Source organism: Rhodococcus sp. Leaf225 (assembly GCF_001426145.1).
Classification (GTDB): Bacteria; Actinomycetota; Actinomycetes; order Mycobacteriales; family Mycobacteriaceae; genus Rhodococcoides.
On the sequence record NZ_LMRN01000012.1, the window covers coordinates 193,735 to 212,910 of the forward strand.

The window sequence follows — 19,176 nt, forward strand, 5'->3', positions numbered from 1 at the left end:
CGACCGGGGTTCCGGGGGCGCTGCCGGTGCAGGCGCTCGATCACGCGTCCGGCCACCTGCTGGCGGCGGGAATCGTCGACGCTCTGACCCAGCGCCTCGACGGTGGCATCGGTAGGACGGTGTCGGTCTCGTTGGCACGCACTGCCGCCTGGCTGCTCGATGCCGACGGCAAGGTCGACACTCCATCCGACCCCGTGCTGCCGACGGACGAGCACACCGTCCTCCACGACGACGTCCGCACGGCCCGACCGGCGCTCGCGGAGTACGACGATCACCCCTTCCCGGCCCGCCCGTGGGGACGCGACGAGCCACGCTTCCCGTCCTGACAGGATGGCGGCATGACCGACGTCGACTCCCCCGCCCGCACTCGACTCCTCGTCGACGTCGACACCGGAATCGACGATTCCCTCGCTCTGGTCTATCTGGCTGCGAGTCCGGAGGCCGAGATCGTGGCCGTGTGCTGCACGGCGGGCAACGTGCCCACCGCGCAGGTGACACGGAACACGCTGTCCTGGTTGGAGATCTGTGGTCTGACCGACGTGGAGGTGGCGGTCGGCGTCGACGCACCGCTGGTCGCCCCGCTGATGACGACGGAGGACACGCACGGTCCGCTGGGAGTGGGCTACGCGAATCTGCCGGCGCCCACCATGACCGTCTCCGATCGGACGGCGGCGCAGGCGTGGGTGGACCTGGCGCGCGAGAACCCGGGCGAGCTGGTCGGGCTGGTGACCGGTCCGATGACGAATCTGGCTCTGGCACTGCGGCTCGAGCCCGCACTGCCCGTGCTGCTGAAGCGTCTGGTGATCATGGGCGGCAGCGTCGATCACCCGGGGAACACGACGCCCACCTCCGAATGGAACGTGGCGGTCGACCCGGAAGCCGCGAAGGAGGTGTTCGACGCCTTCGACGCGGTGCCCTCGGGCCGGGAGCCGATCGTGTGCGCCCTGGGCCTGACGGAACGGATCGAGATGCATCCGTCGCACGTGGCACGTCTGGCAGAGATCGCCGGATCCGTTCCGGTGGAGCACCTCTCGATCGACGAGGTGGGAGCACGCTCGACGGCGTCGGTCCCCGTCGTGCGGTACCTGACCGACGCGGTGCGGTTCTACATGGAGTTCCACCACGCGCAGGGTGAGGGATACCTGGCGCACATGCACGACCCGTTCGCAGCGGCCGTCGCACTGCACCCGGAGATCGCCGAGTACGCCCTGGCCACCGTCGACGTCGAACTCGTCGGGACCCTCACGCGGGGAACGACGGTGGCCGACCGGCGCGGGTTCTGGGGACGTCGCCCCAATGCCGCGATCGCCGTGTCGACCGATCCGGACGCCTTCTTCGATCACCTGCTCGCGATGGTCGGGGCGTTCGCCGCCGGGCGCTGAGTTCAGCCGTCGAAGGCGGTCAGGATCTCCTGCGCACCCAGGGCCGCGGTGAGAGACCCGTCGGCCACGCGCCTCTCCACGTCGGCGCGGACGGCGGTCACCGCGGGACTCGACGACAGTCGGCGCATCAGCTGGTCCTGCACCATGGTCCACACCCACTGGACCTGCTGGTCGCGGCGGCGGGCGTCGAAGTCGCCTGCCGCGGTGAGGACGTCGCGGTGGCGGCACACGGTGTCCCAGAACTCCGTGAGTCCGGTCTCCTCGATCGCGCTCATCGTCAGCACGGGCGGCGTCCACAGGGCGTCGTGCGGGTAGATCAGTCGGAGCGCTCCGGCGAGTTCGCGCGCGGCACCCTTGGCGTCGCGGAGATGGTTCCCGTCGGCCTTGTTGACGGCGACCACGTCGGCGAGTTCGAGGACACCCTTCTTGATGCCCTGCAGCTGATCTCCCGTGCGCGCGAGCGTCAGGAAGCAGAAGGTGTCCACCATGCCCGCGACCGTGATCTCGGACTGCCCGACCCCGACGGTCTCCACCAGCACGACGTCGTAGCCGGCCGCCTCGAGCAGCACGATCGTCTCGCGGGTCGCCTTCGCGACACCGCCGAGGGTTCCCGACGTCGGGGACGGCCGGATGTACGCCTCGGGCGCGACCGTGAGCCGTGCCATCCGCGTCTTGTCCCCGAGGATGGAGCCCCCGGTACGGGTCGACGACGGATCCACCGCGAGAACCGCGACGCGGTGGCCCTTCTCGATGAGCGTCATGCCCAGGGCGTCGATGAACGTCGACTTGCCGACTCCCGGTACGCCCGTGATGCCCACCCGATGTGACCCCCCGGCGTGCGGAAGGAGCTCGAGCAGCATCTGTTGGGCGAGGTCGCGATGGTCGTCGCGGGTGGACTCGACGAGGGTGATGGCACGCGCCAGCCCGGCACGCTCACCGGCCCGCACCGAGGCCACGAGCGCGTCGAGATCGATCGCCGGACGCGTGGGACGTGCGGTCGCGTCGGACATGCTCAGGCGTTCGCTCCTGCGTCCGAGACGGCCGCGCCGTGACCCAGGCTCTCCGCGAGCTGGCCGATGAGATCGACCGCGGCGTCGGCGATCACCGTGCCGGGCGGGAAGATCGCGGCCGCCCCGGCCTCACGCAGCGCGTCGAAGTCGCCCGGCGGGATGACGCCGCCGACCACGACCATGATGTCGGACCGGCCGACGGCGGCGAGTGCTTCCCGCAGCGCCGGAACCAGCGTCAGGTGACCGGCGGCGAGCGACGACACCCCGATGACGTGGACGTCGTTGTCGGCGGCCTGGTTCGCCACCTCCTCGGGGGTCTGGAACAGGGGGCCGACATCGACGTCGAAGCCGATGTCGGCGAACGCCGTCGCGATGACCTTCTGCCCGCGATCGTGACCGTCCTGCCCCATCTTCGCCACCAGGATGCGGGGTCGGCGGCCCTCCGCCTTCGCGAACGCCGTCGCCAGCTCGCCTGCATGCACCATGTTCGTGGCCTTCCCCGCCTCGTCCCGGTAGACACCGCTGATCGTGCGGATCTCGGCGCGGTGCCGTCCGTAGACCTTCTCGAGAGCGTCGGAGATCTCGCCCACCGTCGCCATGGCCCGCGCCGCGTCGACGGCGAGGGCGAGCAGGTTGTTCTCCATCCCGCCGTCGGTGGACGCGGCCGCCGCGGTGAGGGCGGACAGCGCCGCCTCGACGCGGCCGGGGTCGCGCTCCTCGCGCAGCCGCTCGAGCTTCTCGATCTGCTCGGTGCGCACCCGCGAGTTCTCGACCTTGAGCACCTCGATGGCGTCGGGCTCGTCGGGCACGTACTTGTTGACACCCACCAGCGGCTGCCGACCGGAGTCGATGCGCGCCTGCGTCCGCGCCGCCGCCTCCTCGATGCGGAGCTTCGGGATGCCCTCGCCGATGGCCTTGGCCATTCCGCCGGCCTCCTCGACCTCGGCGATGTGCGCGCGGGCCCGATCGGCGAGCTGGTGGGTCAGCCACTCCACGTAGTACGAGCCGCCCCACGGATCGATGGGCCGCGTCGTGCCGGACTCCTGCTGCAGCAGCAGCTGGGTGTTGCGGGCGATCCGGGCGGAGAAGTCGGTGGGCAGCGCGAGCGCTTCGTCGAGCGCGTTGGTGTGCAGTGACTGCGTGTGTCCCTGCGTCGCGGCCATCGCCTCGATACACGTGCGGGAGACGTTGTTGAAGACGTCCTGCGCCGTCAGCGACCAGCCGGACGTCTGCGAATGTGTGCGCAGCGACAGTGATTTCGCGCTGGACGGATCGAACTTCTGCACCAGCTCCGCCCACAGCAACCGGCCCGCGCGCAGCTTGGCGACCTCCATGAAGAAGTTCATGCCGATGGCCCAGAAGAAGGACAGCCGCGGGGCGAACGTGTCGATGTCCATGCCCGCGGCCAGCCCGGCGCGGATGTACTCCACCCCGTCGGCGAGGGTGTACGCGAGCTCCAGATCGGCCGTCGCGCCGGCTTCCTGGATGTGGTAGCCGGAGATGGAGATCGAGTTGAACTTCGGCATGTGCGTCGAGGTGTACGCGAAGATGTCGGAGATGATCCGCATCGACGGCTCGGGCGGATAGATGTAGGTGTTGCGCACCATGAACTCTTTGAGGATGTCGTTCTGGATGGTGCCGGCGAGCTTCTCCGGTCCGACGCCCTGCTCCTCCGCCGCGACGACGTACAGCGCCAGGATCGGCAGCACGGCGCCGTTCATGGTCATCGACACCGACACCGACCCCAGGTCGATCCCGTCGAAGAGTTGGCGCATGTCGTAGATCGAGTCGATCGCGACACCCGCCATGCCGACATCGCCCTGCACGCGCGGGTGGTCACTGTCGTAGCCGCGGTGCGTTGCGAGGTCGAACGCGACCGACAGCCCCTTCTGACCGGCAGCGAGGTTGCGACGGTAGAACGCGTTGGACTCCGACGCCGTCGAGAATCCGGCGTACTGACGAATCGTCCACGGCTGGTTGACGTACATCGTCGGGTACGGACCGCGCAGGAACGGAGCCGTGCCCGGGTAGGAGTCGAGTGGGTACCCGGCCTCGGCCGCCTCCGCCCGGTCGGCGCCGGTGTACAGGGGTCGGACGTCGATGCCTTCGGGGGTGGACCACACCACCTGCTCGGGCGAGTAGCCGTGAGCCGCCGCGGCCGCCTCGACGTGGGCGCGCGCATCGTCGGCCGCCGGCGCTGCCGCGTCCGCACCGCGGGGGTCGACGAGCGGAACGTCCGCGAAACTGCCCACGGGGCCCATGTCACCAGCGTCGTCGGTCATGCGGTGTGTCCTTCCGTACGAGCCTCGCCGGTGAGTGCATCGAGAAGAGCACTCAGTTCGGCGACGGCATCGATGGTGAGCGTGAGATGTCCGTCCGGGGTCTGTTCCGGCGACGCGTCCGCGAAGGCCGAGGCACCGCCGGCGACGAGCACCGTCCGCACCCCCGCCGACCGCAGAGCGGCGACGGCGTCCGGTCCCTCGGCGGCGTACCGCTTGTCGGTGCCGCACAGCACGGCGATCGGCGAGGCGGTCTCGCGTGCCACCGCGGCGAGATCGGCTCCCGCACCGGGGTTCACCGCCTCGATCCCGCCCGACGCCATGAGGTTCGCCGCGAACGTGGTGCGTCCGTTGTGTTCCGCGACGCTGCCCAACGGCGCCAGCAGCACCACCGGGCGACTGCCCTTGTCCGCCAGCACCGCGTCGCTGCGATCACGCAGCGCCTCGAACTCGGCGGCGTACCGCGTCGCGGGACGTCCGGCGACGGTGCCGTTCCCCGAGGCCGCGGGCGACGGCTCCTGCAGGTTCGGGAACTCGTTGACACCGGTGACCGCGGTGCGGCGGTGGGCGATGTCGCTCGCACGGGCAGCTCGGGTCTCCTCGACCCGGCGCGCGATCTCACCGGACTCCAGGGCGGCGCGGTAACCGCCGGCGGCCTCGACCGCCTGCAGGACCGACCACGCCGAGTCCGCGAGCGCGTCGGTGAGCGACTCGACGTACCAGGAACCACCGGCCGGATCGACCACCCGACCCAGGTGGGACTCCTCGAGCAGGAGCAGCTGGGTGTTGCGCGCGATCCGTGCGGCGAAGGTCTGCGAGACGTCCGCGGCGCCGCCGGGAATCGCGGCGTCGAACGGCAGGACGGTCACCGCGTCGGCTCCGCCCACACCGGCGCCGAACGCGGCCAGCGTCGTGCGCAGCATGTTCACCCAGGGATCGCGCTGCGTCATCATCGCCGCCGAGGTGACGGCGTGCTGTGGGGCCCCGCCGTGCTCCGGCGCCCCGAGCACCTCGGCCACCCGGGCCCAGACCCGCCGGGCCGCACGGAACTTGGCGATGGTCTCGAACTGCTCGTCGGTGGCCGCGAGCCGGAACTCCACCTGTCCCAATGCCTCGACAGTGGACAGTCCCGCCGCCGTGAGCGCGCGCAGATACTCGAGTCCGGCCGCGACGGTCAGACCGACCTCCTGCGCGTCTGCCGACCCGGCAGCGTGGAACACGGTGCCGTCCAACGTGATCGCGCGCACCCGCTCGGTGCGCGCCACTGCCCGCACCGCGAGATCGATCGCGTCCTGCTCGCTCGCACCCGGGAGGTCGGCGAATCGATCGGTCAGCGGTGACGCCCCCAGTCGGACGTCGGCGGCGGCACCGCGCTCGTCCAGGAGCGCGAACAGCGCGTCGGCCACCGCTGTGACGTCCGCACCCGCGTCCAGTGTCAGGGGCGCGAGGTCGAGCAGGACCCCGTCGAGTGCGCGGGCCAGGCCCTCGGCGCCCACGGACGCCGTGTCGAGCCACAGGGCGCTCGTGCCGTTCTGCAGCGCGTCGAGGAGCTGGTCGTTGAGCGTCGCCGCGTCCGAGTCCGCACCGGCGGGACGACCGAACCGACCGGCGACCAGCCACCCGACGTTGACGTCGCGATGCGCGTCCGTGCCGCGCGTGAAGGGGAAGGTGCCGGGCAGCGGAGCCTCGGCAGTCTCGTCCAGCGGCCCGTACAGGGGCCGCACCGTGACCCCGTCGTACGTGGTCACCTCGAGCAGCGTCTCCGGATGCTCGGGGAGCTCCGAGACGTCCACCCGACGAGCCTTGGCCAGCACCCCGGCCACGCCGCGGCGCCAGGTCGCGAAACCCTCCTCGGCGCTGCTCACCGGTACGGCCGCGCCGACGTCCTCGGCAGCGACGGAATCCGGTGTCCCGGTGTGTGACGTGGCCATGTGTCCCTTTCGCGCCTGCGGATGCTGTGATGTTAACCGCACTCCGGGCACGCTATCCCGAGTCCCATCACAGTGGCCTGAGACAAACTTCACACTAGTAGGGCGTCCGAGCATCGGTCCTCCTAGTGACCGTTCCGACCGCGTCGACGAGCACCGCTCGCATCGCTCTTCGGTAGCGTGAGCAGATGTGACGACCCCCGACATCGACCCGCACGACACAGTGCCGTCGGAGGAGTCGATCGTCGTCGGAGGCCGCCGCGCGCTCGTGCTGCGCGTGGCCGCGACCGTCACCGTGCTCGCCGCCCTGATCGTCGTGGCACTGCTCGTACCCCTCCCCACCATCGACCGCGTGCGGGAGTGGGCCGTCGCCGTCGGGCCGGCCTTCCCCCTCGTCTTCTTCGCGGCGCACGCGATCATCACGGTGGCGCCGATCCCCCGCACCCTGTTCACGGTGTCGGCGGGTGTGCTGTTCGGACCCGTGACGGGGGTCGGCGTGGCGGTCGTGGCGACGACCGTGAGTGCAGTGCTCGCGTTCCTGCTGGTCCGAGCACTCGGCCGCGACGTGGTGACCGCACGCTGGGACCATCCGGTGATCCGGGCCGTCGATTCCCGTCTCGCGCGACGGGGATGGTTGGCGGTGGGGAGTCTTCGACTCATCGCGCCGGTGCCGTTCTCGGTGGTCAACTACTCCGCCGGCCTGTCCTCGGTGGCCGTGGTGCCGTTCGCGCTGGCGACGGTGGTCGGGGTGATCCCGGGGACGGTCGGCATCGTGTTGCTCGGCGACGCTCTGGCCGGTCACGGCGATCCGGTCCTGCTCGCGATCTCGGGGGTCTGCATTGCCGTGGGCGTCGTGGGACTGATCCTGGACGCGCGGATGCCGGTGGCCGGCGATCGATGAGGTCAAGGTCACGGGCTTGATGTGGACGGATCAAGGTCGACGACGAACTCTGTACGTCGCAACGCATCAAGACTCGAGGCTTGATTCCGACTGATCAAGCTTCTAGGGTTGATCGATGTTCGTTCTGACCGTGGACCAACGCGGAAGTCGACGCGACATCGATCGCGTCGCCGACATCCTCGACCGAGCCACCGACCTGGTGCGCCCGTTCGAACGCACGGCCGGCGACGAGGTCCAGGGTGTGGCGGACGACGCGTCGGTGGCGCTCGACCTCGCCCTCGACTTCCTCGAGGACGGGCACTGGAGCGTCGGGATCGGGGTGGGGGCCGTGGAGGATCCGTTGCCACGCTCCACCAGAGCGGGTCGGGGCCCGGCGTTCGAAGCCGCGCGGGACGCCGTCGACAGCGCCAAGAACGCCGTCGCCCACATCGCGGTCCGCGGCGGTGACGCCGAGTCCGCCGGCGATGCCGACGCCGTGGTGGCACTGCTCGCACTGCTCCTGGTCCGGCGCACCGAGCAGGGCCGCGCCGCGGTCGACAGTGTCCGCAGGCTCGGATCGCAGACCGCCGTCGCCGAGGAACTGTCCATCACACCGCAGGCCGTGTCCCAACGACTGGCCGTCGCGGGGTGGCAGGCCGAGCGTGCAGCACGACCGGTCGTGGCGCGGATGCTCGCGCTCGCCGATCTGCGCGCACGCGGAACGGACGCCTGATGGCGACCACCCTCGCGCTGCTCGCACTCGCGCTCTCCGCCGGAGCAGCACTGCTTCCCGCCCGACCGGTGCCGACGATCCCACCGACGGCTGCGCCGGGTCGCCGCGTCCGGTGGCTGCCGCCGCTGCGCTGGTGGATTCCGGCACTCCTGTCCGCCGGGATGCTCGCACTGGCGGGTCTCGCCGCCGCGATCGCCGGCGCACCGGTCACCGGGCCACCACTCGTCGTCGCGATGGTCCTGGTCGTCGCGGTCGCCGTCACCGGCGGCACCGTCGTCGTTCCCGCGGTCTTCCATCTCGCGCGCCGACGGCCCGAGCCCGGAGACGGCGATGCCGACGACGAGCGCCCCGTCCTGCGTGGGGGGCTCGTCATCGGCACACTCGAACGCATCGCCGTCGTGGTCGCGGTGCTCACGGGGTGGCCCGAGGGCATCGCCGTGGTGCTCGCGGTGAAGGGACTCGCACGCTACCCCGAACTCCGCGACCCGCGGGCGTCCGAGTACTTCATCATCGGAACCTTCACCAGCGTGCTCTGGGCACTCGCCGCGGGCGGCATCGGCGCGGGCCTGGCTGCCTGACCGTCAGCGGTCCAGTTCGCGCGGTGCGTCGTCGCCCGACCCGGACCCGTCCGGCGTGGAGGACTCGACGGCCTTCGCGGGCTCCGGAGCCGAGTCCCGCGCCGGGTTGGGTGCGGCGGCCAACGACGTGTCGACAGGCTTGCGTGCCACGGCCTCGGCGTCGGCCACCGCCCGAGCGATGGCCGGGTCCGTCTTCGTGTCGAACCAGTCGGCCACCTCCGCGGAGTCGTCCTCCGGCTTGGAGTGCGTCTCGCCCTGGTCGCTGGGCTCGAAACGGAAGACGCCGTCGTCGCCCGGCGCACCGAGATTCTTGGCGAAGCCCTTCAGGGCATCACCGAAGTCGGACGGCACCACCCACATCTTGTTGGCATCACCCTGCGCCATCTTCGGCAGCGTCTGCAGGTACTGGTAGGCGAGCAACTCGGGCGTCGGCTTGCCGGCCTTGATCGCCTCGAACACCTTCTCGATGGCCTTCGCCTCACCCTGTGCGTTGAGGTACTTGGCCGCCCGCTCACCCTGCGCACGGAGGATGCGGGACTGACGCTCACCCTCGGCGGAGAGAATGGCGGCCTGCTTGGCGCCCTCCGCGGACAGGATCTGCGACTGCTTGTCACCCTCGGCCGTCTTGATGGACGACTCACGATGTCCCTCGGCCGTGAGGATGGTGGCACGCTTCTCGCGGTCCGCCTTCATCTGCTTCTCCATCGACTCCTGGATGGAGGGCGGCGGATCGATGCTCTTGAGCTCCACTCGGGCGACACGCAGGCCCCATCGCCCGGTGGCCTCGTCCAACACTCCGCGGAGCTGGCCGTTGATGGAGTCACGCGAGGTGAGCGTCTCCTCCAGGGTCATACCGCCGACCACGTTGCGAAGCGTCGTCGTGGTGAGCTGCTCGACACCGACGATGTAGTTGCTGATCTCGTAGACCGCGGCCTGCGGGGTGGTGACCTGGAAGTACACGACGGTGTCGATGGACACCGTCAGGTTGTCCTGCGTGATCACCGGCTGCGGTGGGAAGGACACGACGCGCTCACGCAGGTCGACCTTCGCTCGGACACGGTCGACGAACGGCACGAGGAACGTGAGCTGCCCGGAGACCGTCTTGGAGTATCGGCCCAGACGCTCGATCACCGCGGCCTCGGCCTGCGGCACGAGCGTCACCGACTTCGCCACCACCACGGCGACGAACAGCACCACCACGGCAAGGGCGATCAAGGCGGCATAGTCACCCATCTAGGGTCCCTTCCACACGACGGCCGTGGCGCCGTCGATCTTCATCACGGTCACGGTCGTTCCGGCCGTGTACACCTCGGTGGGATCGAGCGGACGAGCCGTCCACACGTCACCGTCCAGCCGCACCGTGCCGGAGTGCTGATCGATGGCATCGAGCACCTGCGCGGATCGCCCGGTGAGCGCGGCGATCCCGGTGGGGGTCGGCGGGGGCGTCGAGAACCGGCGGGTCAGCACCGGCCGGACACCCAGGATCAGGGCTCCGGACAGGATCGCGAACACGATCGCGTCGCCCCACACGGGGAAGTCGGTCAGCGCCGAGATGCCCGCGGTACCCAGGGCTCCGCCGGCCAGCATGAGAAGGAAGAAATCTCCGGACAGCGCTTCACCCGCAGCGAGAATCACCGCTCCGACGAGCCACAGAAGTGCAACCACGAACTCCACAGTAGCGACGAACGACGAGCCCGTGGGGTGCGCGTGACCGTCGTGGGGAGATCGTTACCGACCTGTCTCCCCGTTCTCGTCACCCAGGGTGACGAAGTCGACGAGGCGCTCCACCGCGCCGATGAGCGGCGCCTCGAGATCGCGAAAACTGGACACCGCACCGTAGACCCGGCGCCACCCGTCCTGCGGTGTGCCCCAACCCAACTCGCGGCAGATGCCGGTCTTCCAGTCGGTGCCGCGCGGGATCCGTGGCCATGCCTCGATGCCCACCGCGGCGGGCTTCACCGCCTCCCACACATCGATGTAGGGGTGTCCCGTGACCGTCACGTACGGGCCGAGCGACCGCGTCAGGCGGTCCTCCTTCGAGCCGTCGACGAGGTGGTCGACGAGAACCCCCACCCTGCGTCCCGGCCCGGGTCCGAACTCCTGCAACCGCTCTGCCAGGTTGTCCAGTCCCTCGAGATGCTCGACGACCACACCCTCGACCCGCAGGTCGTGGCCCCAGACCCGTTCGACGATGGCGGCGTCGTGAATGCCCTCCACCCAGATACGGCTGGGCAGAGCCACTTTCGCTCGTACGTTCTCCACCCGCGTCGACCCGGAGGCCGAGCGGGTCGGAGCGACGGCACGGGTCGGCGCCGGACGCGTCAGCGTCACCGGGCTTCCGTCGACGAGGAAGGCGGCCTCGCGCATCGCGAAAAGCCTCCGTACGCCTCGGCCGTCCTCGAGCCGGACGAAGTCACCGTCGTACGTGCGCTCGAAACCCACCACGGCGCCGCAGAATCCGGTCGCCGCGTCCTCGACCACCACGTCCCGTTCGGCCGCCATCGTCGGGACCACGCGTCGCGCTCGCCTCGCGTGCCCGGCGAAGATGTCGCCGCCGTACCGGTTGTCCGCTGTCATCGTCTTCCCTCGCCCTCCGCGCTCACTCCCGGGACAGGACTGTCGGGTCACCGGGCCGTCCCACGGTATCGGCGCCGCGCACTCCCCGACCGCAGCCACGCCGGTCGCCTCCGACGCCGCCTATGATCGGACGGTGTCGTCCCCATCCTCGAGCCTCGCCATCTGGTGCGGCGCCTGGCTCGCCGGAGCCGCGCCGCCCGACGACGTGATCGATGCCCTCACCGAGTGGGCACCGTTGGCCCTCGTCGTCGCCGCCGATCCCGAGACATCCGAGCGGCACGACCTCCCGTGGCCCACTCCTCGTGACGTCGGCATCGCCCAGTTGCTCCGAGTCGTCCGCGCCGCGGCGCCCGTCGGCGACCGCGAGGTGACCGTCGACATGGTTCTTCCCGCCCCCGGTGACGTCGCCGGGCTGCCGACCGACTCCGCGTTCTCGGCAGCCGCCGTGCTCGCGGGCGAAGGCGTCGTCATCGGAGTGCCGGGTCAGCCGGGTGTCGGACTCGTCCCCACCGACGAGGGCCCCGACGTCATGCGGTGGACGGTGTTCACCGTCACCGTGCCGGTCACCTACCAGGAGCTGGCGCTCGGGGAGATCGAGTACTCGATGCGGGACACCGTCCGGAGTGCGGCCGAGGCCCTCACCGCGGTGCAGACGGTCGACACCGGCCGTTCCGGCGGCGACCCGCACACGATGATTGCCGAGCGCCTCGCCATCGCGAGCCGCCATCGCTACCCGCCGCTCCCCGAACGCACCACCCGAGTTCTCGACACGGCCGACCGGGTGGACGCCATCCTCGCGGCCGCGCAGACGTCGGCGCCCTCGGAGGCACCCAGCAGCAGCGGTGCCGAGGCCCGCGAAGCCGTGCTCCGGCCGTTGCGTCACGCCGTGCGCGCCGCGCGCCGTGCCGCCGTGCGCGCCGCCGTGGACGGGTACCTGTCGCCCGATCGACGCTAGCGGTACCCCCTCGCGCGAGTACGTCCGTAGTGTCGCGATCCATGCCCGGATCACGACACTTTCGGCGTACTCGCGGGTGGGTGGTTCCCGGGATGTTCGAGCTGTCAGGCCGGGCGGCGACGCACCGGGGGCTCACAGCAGCCGGGATTGCACGGCGTTCCGTCGACGGTGGTCCCGAAGGCGGGCTCGGAACCCAGACGCAGCGGCGCGGTGCCCACGGTGCGTTCCTCTACGAGCGTGCGCACGAGCCGCGCGAATCGGGGGTCCGCACCCGGGGTGCCGGCACGCTCGAGAGCGATGCCGAGTTCCTGCGCCTTCTCGACCGCCTCGGTGTCCAGGTCCCACACCACCTCGAGGTGATCCGAGACGAACCCGACCGGGCAGATCACCACGGCGTCGACGCCCGTCTCCGCCAGGGCCTCGAGGTGATCGCAGATGTCGGGATCCAGCCACGGGATCTGCGGCGGTCCCGACCGGGACTGCCACACGACGTCGAACTCGTCGACACCTGCTGCGGCGGCGCACAATCGGGACGCCTCGGTGACCTGACGGCTGTAGAGGTGGCCGCCCGCCGACGGCGGACCCGCGGCCTCGTCCGCCGAGACGGGCACCGAGTGCGCCGTGAAGACCACGCGAGCACCGGCCCGGCGATCCGCCGGAAGCCTGCCGATCGCCGCGCGGATCGCGTCGGCGAAGGCATCCACCATGAGCGGATGGTCGTAGTACTGCCGCAGTTTCGTGAGCTGCGGAGCGCCCTCCCCCACGGCGGCACGGGCGCGGGCGATGTCTTCGTGGTACTGCCGACAGCCCGAGTACCCGCCCCAGGCCGAGGTGGGGAACACCAGCGCGTTGCGCACACCGTCGGCCCGCATCGCGGCGACGGTGTCCTCCGCCAGGGGATGCCAGTTGCGGTTGCCGAAGTACACGGGCAGGTCGATGCCCGTGAGCGCGAACTCGGTCTCGACTGCGGCGATGATCTCGCGGTTGAGTCGGTTGATCGGCGAGACCCCACCGAAGTGGTGGTAGTGCTCGGCGACGGCATCGAGGCGCTCGGGCGGGATTCCGCGGCCACGGGTGACGTTCTCCAGGAACGGCCGCACCTCGTCCGGCCCCTCGGGCCCACCGAAGGACAGCAGCAGAAGCGCGTCGTAGGTCATGACGCCATTGTGCCGGAACCCGTTTCGGTGGACCCGAGAGGATGCTCGGATCGAGGCGAGATGTCAGAGATTCTCGGGCAGCCAGGTGTTGTGGCTCGCGCCGCCGTCGACGTAGACGATCGACCCGGTCGTCGCCGGCAGCCAGTCCGACAGCAGCGCGCAGATCGACTTGGCCACGGCCGTCGGGTCGTTGAAGTTCCAGCCGATCGGGGACGCACCGTTCCAGTACTCGTTGAGCTGGTTCATCTTGTCCGCGTCACCCGTCGCGGTACCCGCGATGGCCTTGGCGGCGAGCGTCTTGATAGGGCCCGCGGCGACCAGGTTGGAACGGACCTTCTTGGCCTCGCCGACCTCGCGGGCGACGTAGCGGTTGACCGACTCGAGCGCAGCCTTCGCCACGCCCATCCAGTTGTAGAACGGCATCGCCGTGCGCGGATCGAAATCCATGCCGACGATCGATCCACCCTCGTTCATGACGGGGAGCACGGCGCGTGCGAGCGAGGCGTAGGACCAGGCAGAGATCTGGAACGCGGCGGCCGCGTCGGGACCCGGTCCCTCCAGGAACGGCTTGGACCCCGGGCCCATCAGGGTGCGCGGAGCGAACGCGATGGAGTGCAGAACGCCGTCGATGCCCTCCGGAGCGACCTCGGAGATGCGACCGGCGAGTGCGGCGAGATGCTCCTCGTTCGTCGCGTCCAGCTCGATCGCCGGCGGCACGGGCTCCGGCAGTCGCTGGGCGATCCTGTCGATCAGTCGCAGCCGGTCGAACCCGGTGATGACGACCTTGGCGCCCTGCTCCTGCGCGACCTTGGCCGCGTGGAACGCGATGGACGCGTCGGTGATGATCCCGGTGATCAGGATGGTCTTGCCTTCGAGCAGTCCGCCCATGTGCGTGTGCCTTTCGTGTGAAGTCTGGTGGGCCCGAGTCGATCGGGCGTGAGTCGGGACGAGGTGGGCTAGTGGCCCATGCCCATACCGCCGTCGACCGGGATGATCGCGCCGGAGACGTAGCTCGAATCGGGTGACGCGAGGAAGCTCACCACCGCGGCGACGTCCTCGGGAGTACCGAGTCGCTTCAGCGGGATGTACTCGCGCGCGGTGTCCCGCAGTTTGTCGTCGAGCTCGGCCGTCATGTCGGTCTCGATGAACCCGGGTGCCACGACGTTCGCGGTGATCGAACGCGAGCCCAGCTCACGGGTGAGCGAGCGCGCCATGCCGACGACACCCGCCTTGGAGGACGCGTAGTTGATCTGGCCGGGTCCGCCGGCCTGACCGACGACGGAACCGAGGAAGACGAACCGTCCGAAGCGTGCCCGCAGCATCGAGCGGCTCGCTCGCTTGGCCACCCGGAACGCGCCGGTGAGGTTGGCATCGATGACGGAGGTGAACTGCTCCTCGGTCATCCGCATCAGCAGGGTGTCGTCCGTGATGCCCGCGTTGGCGACGAGCACCTCGACGGGGCCCTGATGCTTCTCCACCTGGGTGAACGCGGCATCGACGGACGCGGTGTCGGTGACGTCGCACTGCACCCCGAACAGTCCGTCCGGTGCACCCGAGCTGCGGTGCGTGACCGCGACCTTGTGGCCGTCCGCGGCGAGTCGGCGGGCCACGGCCAGGCCGATGCCCCGATTACCGCCGGTGACGAGCACGGACCGGGAGACGAATCCCCCGCCGGCCGTCGCGTCGGGTGTCGCGGACTCGGGCGCAGAGGACATACGGATGAACCTTCTCTCTCGGGGGTGCTGCTCGCAGCAACGGCCAGTCGGTGGGCGATCACGGACGTCGTCGATCGCCTCGACCCGCGCGTACTTTACCGATGCGTGTCAGGGGACTCGCTGGCGTAGTGACAATGCTGTGACAAGTCCCGCCGACACGAACAGCACTCCGGCGATCAACCAGGGCCGACTCGCGTCACCGCGGGTGGTCTCGTAGCCGATCTGCTCCTCGAGCGTGTCGTACACCTCGGTGAGTTCCTCGAGACTCGACGCCGTGAAGAAGTTGCCACCCGACAGGCGTGCGATCTCCTCGAGCGACGGGTCGTCGACGGGCACCGCGACGCGCTGGGTGTCGCCCTGCTCGTCGGTGATGTCCACCGTGCCGTAACTGGTGCCGAACGAGATGGTGGAGACCGGGATCCCCTTCGTCTCCGCCTCGCGGGCCGCCGTGTACCCACCGCGCGGGTCGTCCGGGTTCTCGGGAACGGTCTGCTTGCCGTCGGACAGCAGCACGATCCGTGCCGGCGGCGCCGCGTCCGATCCACCGAGCACCGCGCCGAGTGTCTCGATCGACTGCATCGCCGTGAAGATGGACTCGCCCGTGGCGGTCCGCTCGGCCAGCTGCAGCCGATCGATGGCCGATTTCGTCGCCTCACGATCGGTGGTCGGTGAGACCAGCACCGATGCCGTGCCCGCGAACGCGACGAGTCCGAGGTTGATGCCGGGAGTCAGGCCGTCGGCGAACTGCTTGCCGGCCTCCTGCGCCGCTGCCAGTCGCGTCGGCTGGACGTCGGTGGCCTCCATCGACAACGACACGTCGATGACCAGCATGACCGTCGCCCGATTACGCGGAACCCGTTGATCGGACGTCGGTCCGGCCAGGGCGACGGTCAGGAAGAGCAACCCGACGAGCACGAGCGCCGTGGGGACGTGGCGCACCAGTCCGGGGCGCCTCGGTGCGACGCGTTCGAGCAACTCCATGTTGGTGAAGCGCATGGTGTTGCGCTGACGGCGGCGCTGCGCGAGCACGTAGGCCACCACCAGGCCCGCGACCACGAGGAGGAAGAGCAGCCACCAGGGTGACGAGAAATCGGACAGGCTCACCGCGTACTCGCTCCCATGCTCGCGCCGTGGCGTCGCCGGGACACGAAGCGGACGACGTCGGCGATCCAGTCGCCGTCCGTCCGCAGGGTGAGCCGAGGCGCGCTGCAGCCACGCAGGATCTTCTCGACGTTCGCGCGGTGCGCCGCAGCGGCGGCCGCGAAGTCCTCCCGCAACCGGGGTGTCGTGCTGAACTCCCGCGTCCGTCCCGTCTCCGGGTCGTGCAACACCACGTCACCGACATCCGGCAGCTCGAGGTCGCGGGGGTCGACGACCTCCACGGCCAGCACGTCGTGGCGGGCCGCCAGGGCGCGGAGCGGACGCTCCCAGTCCGTCGGACCGAGGAAGTCGCTGACGACGACCACCATGCCGCGTCGACGTTCGGGCCGTCGCAGAGCGTCGATGGCGCCGACGAAGTCGCCGCGGGTGCCGTCGGGTGCGTGCGGTGTGGTGGCCACGGTGCGGAGCAGGGACTGGATGTGCGCCCGACCGCCCCGCGCGGGGACCCGGACGACGCGTTCGCCCGTCGCGACGACGGCGCCGATGCGGTTGCCGCCGCCACTGGTCAGATGCGCGATGGCCGATGTGGCCGCGACGGCGAGGTCCCGCTTCTCGCAACCCGCGGTGCCGAAGTCGAGGGAGGCCGACAGGTCGATCGCCATCCACGTCTCGAGCTCGCGGTCCGCGACGCTCTGCCGGACGTGGGGGTGCGTCGTCCTCGCGGTGACGGACCAGTCCATCTGACGTACGTCGTCGCCCGGCTGATACTCGCGTGCATCGCCCGGCTCGGAACCCGGGCCCGGGATGAGGCCCAGATGATCGCCGTGCAGAACGCCGTCGAGGCGCCGACGAACGGTCAGCTCGAGGGTGCGCAGCGCAGCCGACAACCGAGGGTCCTCCAGCGATCCCGAGGCGAAGGACGGGGGCGCACCGCGCAACGACTGCTGCACGGCGGGTGCGCCGAACACCGGATCACCGGGCCGGTCACCCGTGGGTGACGCCATGGTCACCGCGTGGGATCGGTCGCGGGAGTCTGCTTCTGCATCCACGGCGCCGGGCCGCCCTGCTGGGGACCGTTCTGCTGGGGGCCACCCTGCTGCGACGGTCCGTCGGGACCGGGCTGCGGGGGTCCGGGCTGGAACTGCTGCGGTCCGCCCGGTCCCTGCTGCTGGGGGCCGTTCTGCAGGGGTCCGTTCTGCTGAGGACCGTTCTGCTGAGGACCGTTGTGCTGGGGAGCCGGCGCCTGCTGCTGGACCGGCTGGGCGCCGACCTGCGGCAGACCCACGGTCTGCAGGATGCGCGTGATGATCTGCTCGGGTGTGATCTCGTCGGCCAGGGCGTCGTACGAGAGCACGAGACGGTGCCGCAGCACGTCCGGCACCACGTCGAGGACGTCCTGCGGCACGACGTAGTCCCGTCCACGCAGGAACGCCAGCGCACGGGAGGCACTGATGATGCCGAGGGTCGCTCGGGGTGACGCGCCGTAGGCGATCCAGCCGGCCACGTCGTCGAGGCCCACGTCGCGCGGAGTACGGGTGGCGGCGATGACGCGCACGACGTAGTCGACCAGGGCGTGATGGACGAACACGGACGCCGCGACGTTCTGGAGGCGCACCAACTCGACCGGGTCGAGGATCTGCTTGGGCTTCGGTGCCGCGACGCCCATGCGGTAGACGATCTCGCGCTCTTCTTCGACCGTCGGGTAGTCCACGACGATCTTGAACAGGAAGCGGTCGCGCTGCGCCTCGGGAAGGGGGTACACGCCCTCGTTCTCGATGGGGTTCTGCGTCGCCATGACGAGGAACGGATCCGGCATGGGATACGTGTGACCACCGATGGAGACGTGGCGCTCGGCCATGACCTCGAGGAGAGCCGACTGCACCTTGGCCGGAGCTCGGTTGATCTCGTCCGCGAGCACGAAGTTCGCGACCACCGGGCCGAGCTCGGTGTCGAATTCTTCTTTGCCCTGACGGTAGATGCGCGTACCGATGAGGTCGGTGGGCACCAGGTCGGGCGTGAACTGCACGCGGGAGAACGAGCCCCCGACCACCGTCGCGAACGTCTCCACCGCCAACGTCTTCGCCACACCGGGAACACCCTCGAGCAGGACGTGCCCACGTGCGAGAAGCCCGACGAGGATGCGTTCGACCAGTCGGTCCTGACCGACGATGACGCGTTTGACCTCGTAGACGGCCTTCTCGAGCGTCTGCACGTCCCGAGAGATGTCGGTCGTGTCGGTCTCTCGTGACGTCACCTGTGGAACCACCGCTTTCTACCCGGACTCTGCTGCCGAGCACCACTATTGCAGGTGGCGAGGACACATGACGTTCTACCTGCTCGGACGGGGTGTCACTCCACCATGCGGACGGCGTACGGCGTCATGCCGTCGAAACGGACGGGCGACACCTTCACCACCGATCCCGACTGCGGAGCCTCGAGCATCTTGCCGTCACCGAGGTAGAGGGCGACGTGCTGCGAGGCGCCCGGACCGTAGAAGATCATGTCGCCGCGGCGCATCTGGGACGACGGCACCTGCTTGCCGGCCGTGTACTGGTAGCCGGTGTAGTGCGGGAGCGAGATCCCGAGACCACCGAAGGCGTACATCATGAGGCCGGAGCAGTCGAAGCCCACCTTGTTGTAGTCGCCGTAGCTGTCGGCGACACCGCCGTCACGGATGCCCTTGGTCGGCCCGTTCTCGTTGCCGCCACCCCACGAGTAGGGGGTGCCCAACACGGACATGCCGCGGTCGATGACGAGTTCGATGGCTGCGGACCCGGTGAGCGACGGATCCTTGGTGGCGGTCCCGCGACCGCCGCCGGACGACGTGCTTCCCGACGACGTGCTTCCCGACGACGTGCTTCCCGACGACGTGCTTCCCGAC

At 70.0% G+C, this 19,176-nt stretch carries 19 protein-coding genes; 6 read left to right on the forward strand and 13 right to left on the reverse strand.

What is annotated here, in order from left to right:
• On the forward strand, positions 1-326 hold a 326-nt coding region (locus ASG69_RS10600), incomplete at its 5' end, for a CoA transferase (protein ID WP_200933803.1).
• Positions 327-338: 12 nt separating this feature from the next.
• The gene (locus ASG69_RS10605) at positions 339-1,382 is read left to right on the forward strand and encodes a nucleoside hydrolase (protein WP_056444626.1); all 1,044 of its coding nucleotides are present in this window, start codon (positions 339-341) and stop codon (positions 1,380-1,382) included.
• A 2-nt stretch (positions 1,383-1,384) separates the two neighbouring features.
• On the opposite strand, the gene meaB is transcribed toward ASG69_RS10605, so the two are convergent.
• Genes meaB through ASG69_RS10620 form a run of 3 tightly spaced genes read right to left on the reverse strand, consistent with a single transcriptional unit; the run spans position 1,385 to position 6,602 of the window.
• A complete protein-coding gene (gene meaB / locus ASG69_RS10610; RefSeq protein ID WP_056444633.1) occupies positions 1,385-2,392 on the reverse strand; it encodes a methylmalonyl Co-A mutase-associated GTPase MeaB in 1,008 nt (335 codons plus the stop codon).
• A 2-nt stretch (positions 2,393-2,394) separates the two neighbouring features.
• Positions 2,395-4,674, reverse strand: a complete 2,280-nt coding sequence (scpA, locus tag ASG69_RS10615) for a methylmalonyl-CoA mutase (protein WP_235578919.1) — start codon at positions 4,672-4,674, stop codon at positions 2,395-2,397.
• The gene (locus tag ASG69_RS10620; protein ID WP_082544466.1) at positions 4,671-6,602 is read right to left on the reverse strand and encodes a methylmalonyl-CoA mutase family protein; all 1,932 of its coding nucleotides are present in this window, start codon (positions 6,600-6,602) and stop codon (positions 4,671-4,673) included. The genes scpA and ASG69_RS10620 overlap by 4 nt, the downstream gene beginning before the upstream one ends.
• Positions 6,603-6,876: 274 nt before the next feature.
• Between ASG69_RS10620 and ASG69_RS10625 the strand changes: the two genes are divergently transcribed.
• The 3 genes from ASG69_RS10625 to ASG69_RS10635 all read left to right on the forward strand — a co-directional run bounded on the left by ASG69_RS10625 (position 6,877) and on the right by ASG69_RS10635 (position 8,790).
• The gene (locus ASG69_RS10625) at positions 6,877-7,500 is read left to right on the forward strand and encodes a TVP38/TMEM64 family protein (protein ID WP_056445184.1); all 624 of its coding nucleotides are present in this window, start codon (positions 6,877-6,879) and stop codon (positions 7,498-7,500) included.
• A 115-nt stretch (positions 7,501-7,615) separates the two neighbouring features.
• Positions 7,616-8,212 carry a hypothetical protein gene (locus ASG69_RS10630; protein WP_027505318.1) on the forward strand — a complete coding sequence of 199 codons (597 nt, stop codon included), beginning with the start codon at positions 7,616-7,618 and terminating at the stop codon, positions 8,210-8,212.
• The gene (locus tag ASG69_RS10635) at positions 8,212-8,790 is read left to right on the forward strand and encodes a hypothetical protein (RefSeq protein ID WP_037185388.1); all 579 of its coding nucleotides are present in this window, start codon (positions 8,212-8,214) and stop codon (positions 8,788-8,790) included. The genes ASG69_RS10630 and ASG69_RS10635 overlap by 1 nt, the downstream gene beginning before the upstream one ends.
• Before the next feature lie 3 nt (positions 8,791-8,793).
• On the opposite strand, the gene ASG69_RS10640 is transcribed toward ASG69_RS10635, so the two are convergent.
• From ASG69_RS10640 to ASG69_RS10650, 3 genes are all read right to left on the reverse strand, one after another.
• Positions 8,794-10,023, reverse strand: a complete 1,230-nt coding sequence (locus tag ASG69_RS10640) for an SPFH domain-containing protein (RefSeq protein WP_056444636.1) — start codon at positions 10,021-10,023, stop codon at positions 8,794-8,796.
• A complete protein-coding gene (locus ASG69_RS10645) occupies positions 10,024-10,455 on the reverse strand; it encodes an NfeD family protein (protein WP_056445187.1) in 432 nt (143 codons plus the stop codon). It abuts the gene before it with no gap.
• Positions 10,456-10,518: 63 nt separating this feature from the next.
• Complete coding sequence (locus ASG69_RS10650; protein WP_056444639.1) at positions 10,519-11,367, reverse strand: DUF3097 domain-containing protein; 849 nt, start codon at positions 11,365-11,367, stop codon at positions 10,519-10,521.
• A 133-nt stretch (positions 11,368-11,500) separates the two neighbouring features.
• On the opposite strand from ASG69_RS10650, the gene ASG69_RS10655 reads away from it, so the two are divergent.
• Positions 11,501-12,322, forward strand: coding sequence for a hypothetical protein (locus ASG69_RS10655; protein WP_056444642.1), 822 nt, complete (start codon positions 11,501-11,503; stop codon positions 12,320-12,322).
• A gap of 104 nt (positions 12,323-12,426) precedes the next feature.
• Here the strand turns inward: ASG69_RS10655 and ASG69_RS10660 are convergent, their stop codons facing one another.
• The 7 genes from ASG69_RS10660 to ASG69_RS10690 all read right to left on the reverse strand — a co-directional run.
• Positions 12,427-13,479, reverse strand: coding sequence for a ferrochelatase (locus tag ASG69_RS10660; protein WP_056444645.1), 1,053 nt, complete (start codon positions 13,477-13,479; stop codon positions 12,427-12,429).
• A gap of 63 nt (positions 13,480-13,542) precedes the next feature.
• A complete protein-coding gene (gene inhA, locus ASG69_RS10665; RefSeq protein WP_027505312.1) occupies positions 13,543-14,367 on the reverse strand; it encodes an NADH-dependent enoyl-ACP reductase InhA in 825 nt (274 codons plus the stop codon).
• Between the two features lie 68 nt (positions 14,368-14,435).
• Positions 14,436-15,194, reverse strand: coding sequence for a 3-oxoacyl-ACP reductase FabG1 (fabG1, locus tag ASG69_RS10670; protein WP_056444648.1), 759 nt, complete (start codon positions 15,192-15,194; stop codon positions 14,436-14,438).
• Between the two features lie 108 nt (positions 15,195-15,302).
• Positions 15,303-16,298 carry a VWA domain-containing protein gene (locus ASG69_RS10675; RefSeq protein WP_056444650.1) on the reverse strand — a complete coding sequence of 332 codons (996 nt, stop codon included), beginning with the start codon at positions 16,296-16,298 and terminating at the stop codon, positions 15,303-15,305.
• A complete protein-coding gene (locus ASG69_RS10680; protein ID WP_082544467.1) occupies positions 16,295-17,299 on the reverse strand; it encodes a DUF58 domain-containing protein in 1,005 nt (334 codons plus the stop codon). Before ASG69_RS10680 ends, ASG69_RS10675 begins: the two co-directional genes overlap by 4 nt.
• A gap of 2 nt (positions 17,300-17,301) precedes the next feature.
• Positions 17,302-18,549, reverse strand: a complete 1,248-nt coding sequence (locus ASG69_RS10685) for an AAA family ATPase (protein WP_081821192.1) — start codon at positions 18,547-18,549, stop codon at positions 17,302-17,304.
• 95 nt (positions 18,550-18,644) lie between these two features.
• On the reverse strand, positions 18,645-19,176 hold a 532-nt coding region (locus tag ASG69_RS10690), incomplete at its 5' end, for an NlpC/P60 family protein (protein ID WP_235578920.1).

Bases quoted from the DNA above. Each gene is read 5' to 3' on its own strand.
- ASG69_RS10660 (WP_056444645.1), bottom strand. From the start codon at position 13,479: ATGACCTACGACGCGCTTCTGCTGCTGTCCTTCGGTGGGCCCGAGGGG.
- ASG69_RS10620 (WP_082544466.1), bottom strand. From the start codon at position 6,602: ATGGCCACGTCACACACCGGGACACCGGATTCCGTCGCTGCCGAGGAC.
- ASG69_RS10635 (WP_037185388.1), top strand. From the start codon at position 8,212: ATGGCGACCACCCTCGCGCTGCTCGCACTCGCGCTCTCCGCCGGAGCA.
- ASG69_RS10650 (WP_056444639.1), bottom strand. From the start codon at position 11,367: ATGACAGCGGACAACCGGTACGGCGGCGACATCTTCGCCGGGCACGCG.
- inhA (WP_027505312.1), bottom strand. From the start codon at position 14,367: ATGGGCGGACTGCTCGAAGGCAAGACCATCCTGATCACCGGGATCATC.
- ASG69_RS10680 (WP_082544467.1), bottom strand. From the start codon at position 17,299: ATGGCGTCACCCACGGGTGACCGGCCCGGTGATCCGGTGTTCGGCGCA.
- ASG69_RS10630 (WP_027505318.1), top strand. From the start codon at position 7,616: ATGTTCGTTCTGACCGTGGACCAACGCGGAAGTCGACGCGACATCGAT.
- fabG1 (WP_056444648.1), bottom strand. From the start codon at position 15,194: ATGTCCTCTGCGCCCGAGTCCGCGACACCCGACGCGACGGCCGGCGGG.
- ASG69_RS10640 (WP_056444636.1), bottom strand. From the start codon at position 10,023: ATGGGTGACTATGCCGCCTTGATCGCCCTTGCCGTGGTGGTGCTGTTC.
- scpA (WP_235578919.1), bottom strand. From the start codon at position 4,674: ATGACCGACGACGCTGGTGACATGGGCCCCGTGGGCAGTTTCGCGGAC.
- ASG69_RS10605 (WP_056444626.1), top strand. From the start codon at position 339: ATGACCGACGTCGACTCCCCCGCCCGCACTCGACTCCTCGTCGACGTC.
- meaB (WP_056444633.1), bottom strand. From the start codon at position 2,392: ATGTCCGACGCGACCGCACGTCCCACGCGTCCGGCGATCGATCTCGAC.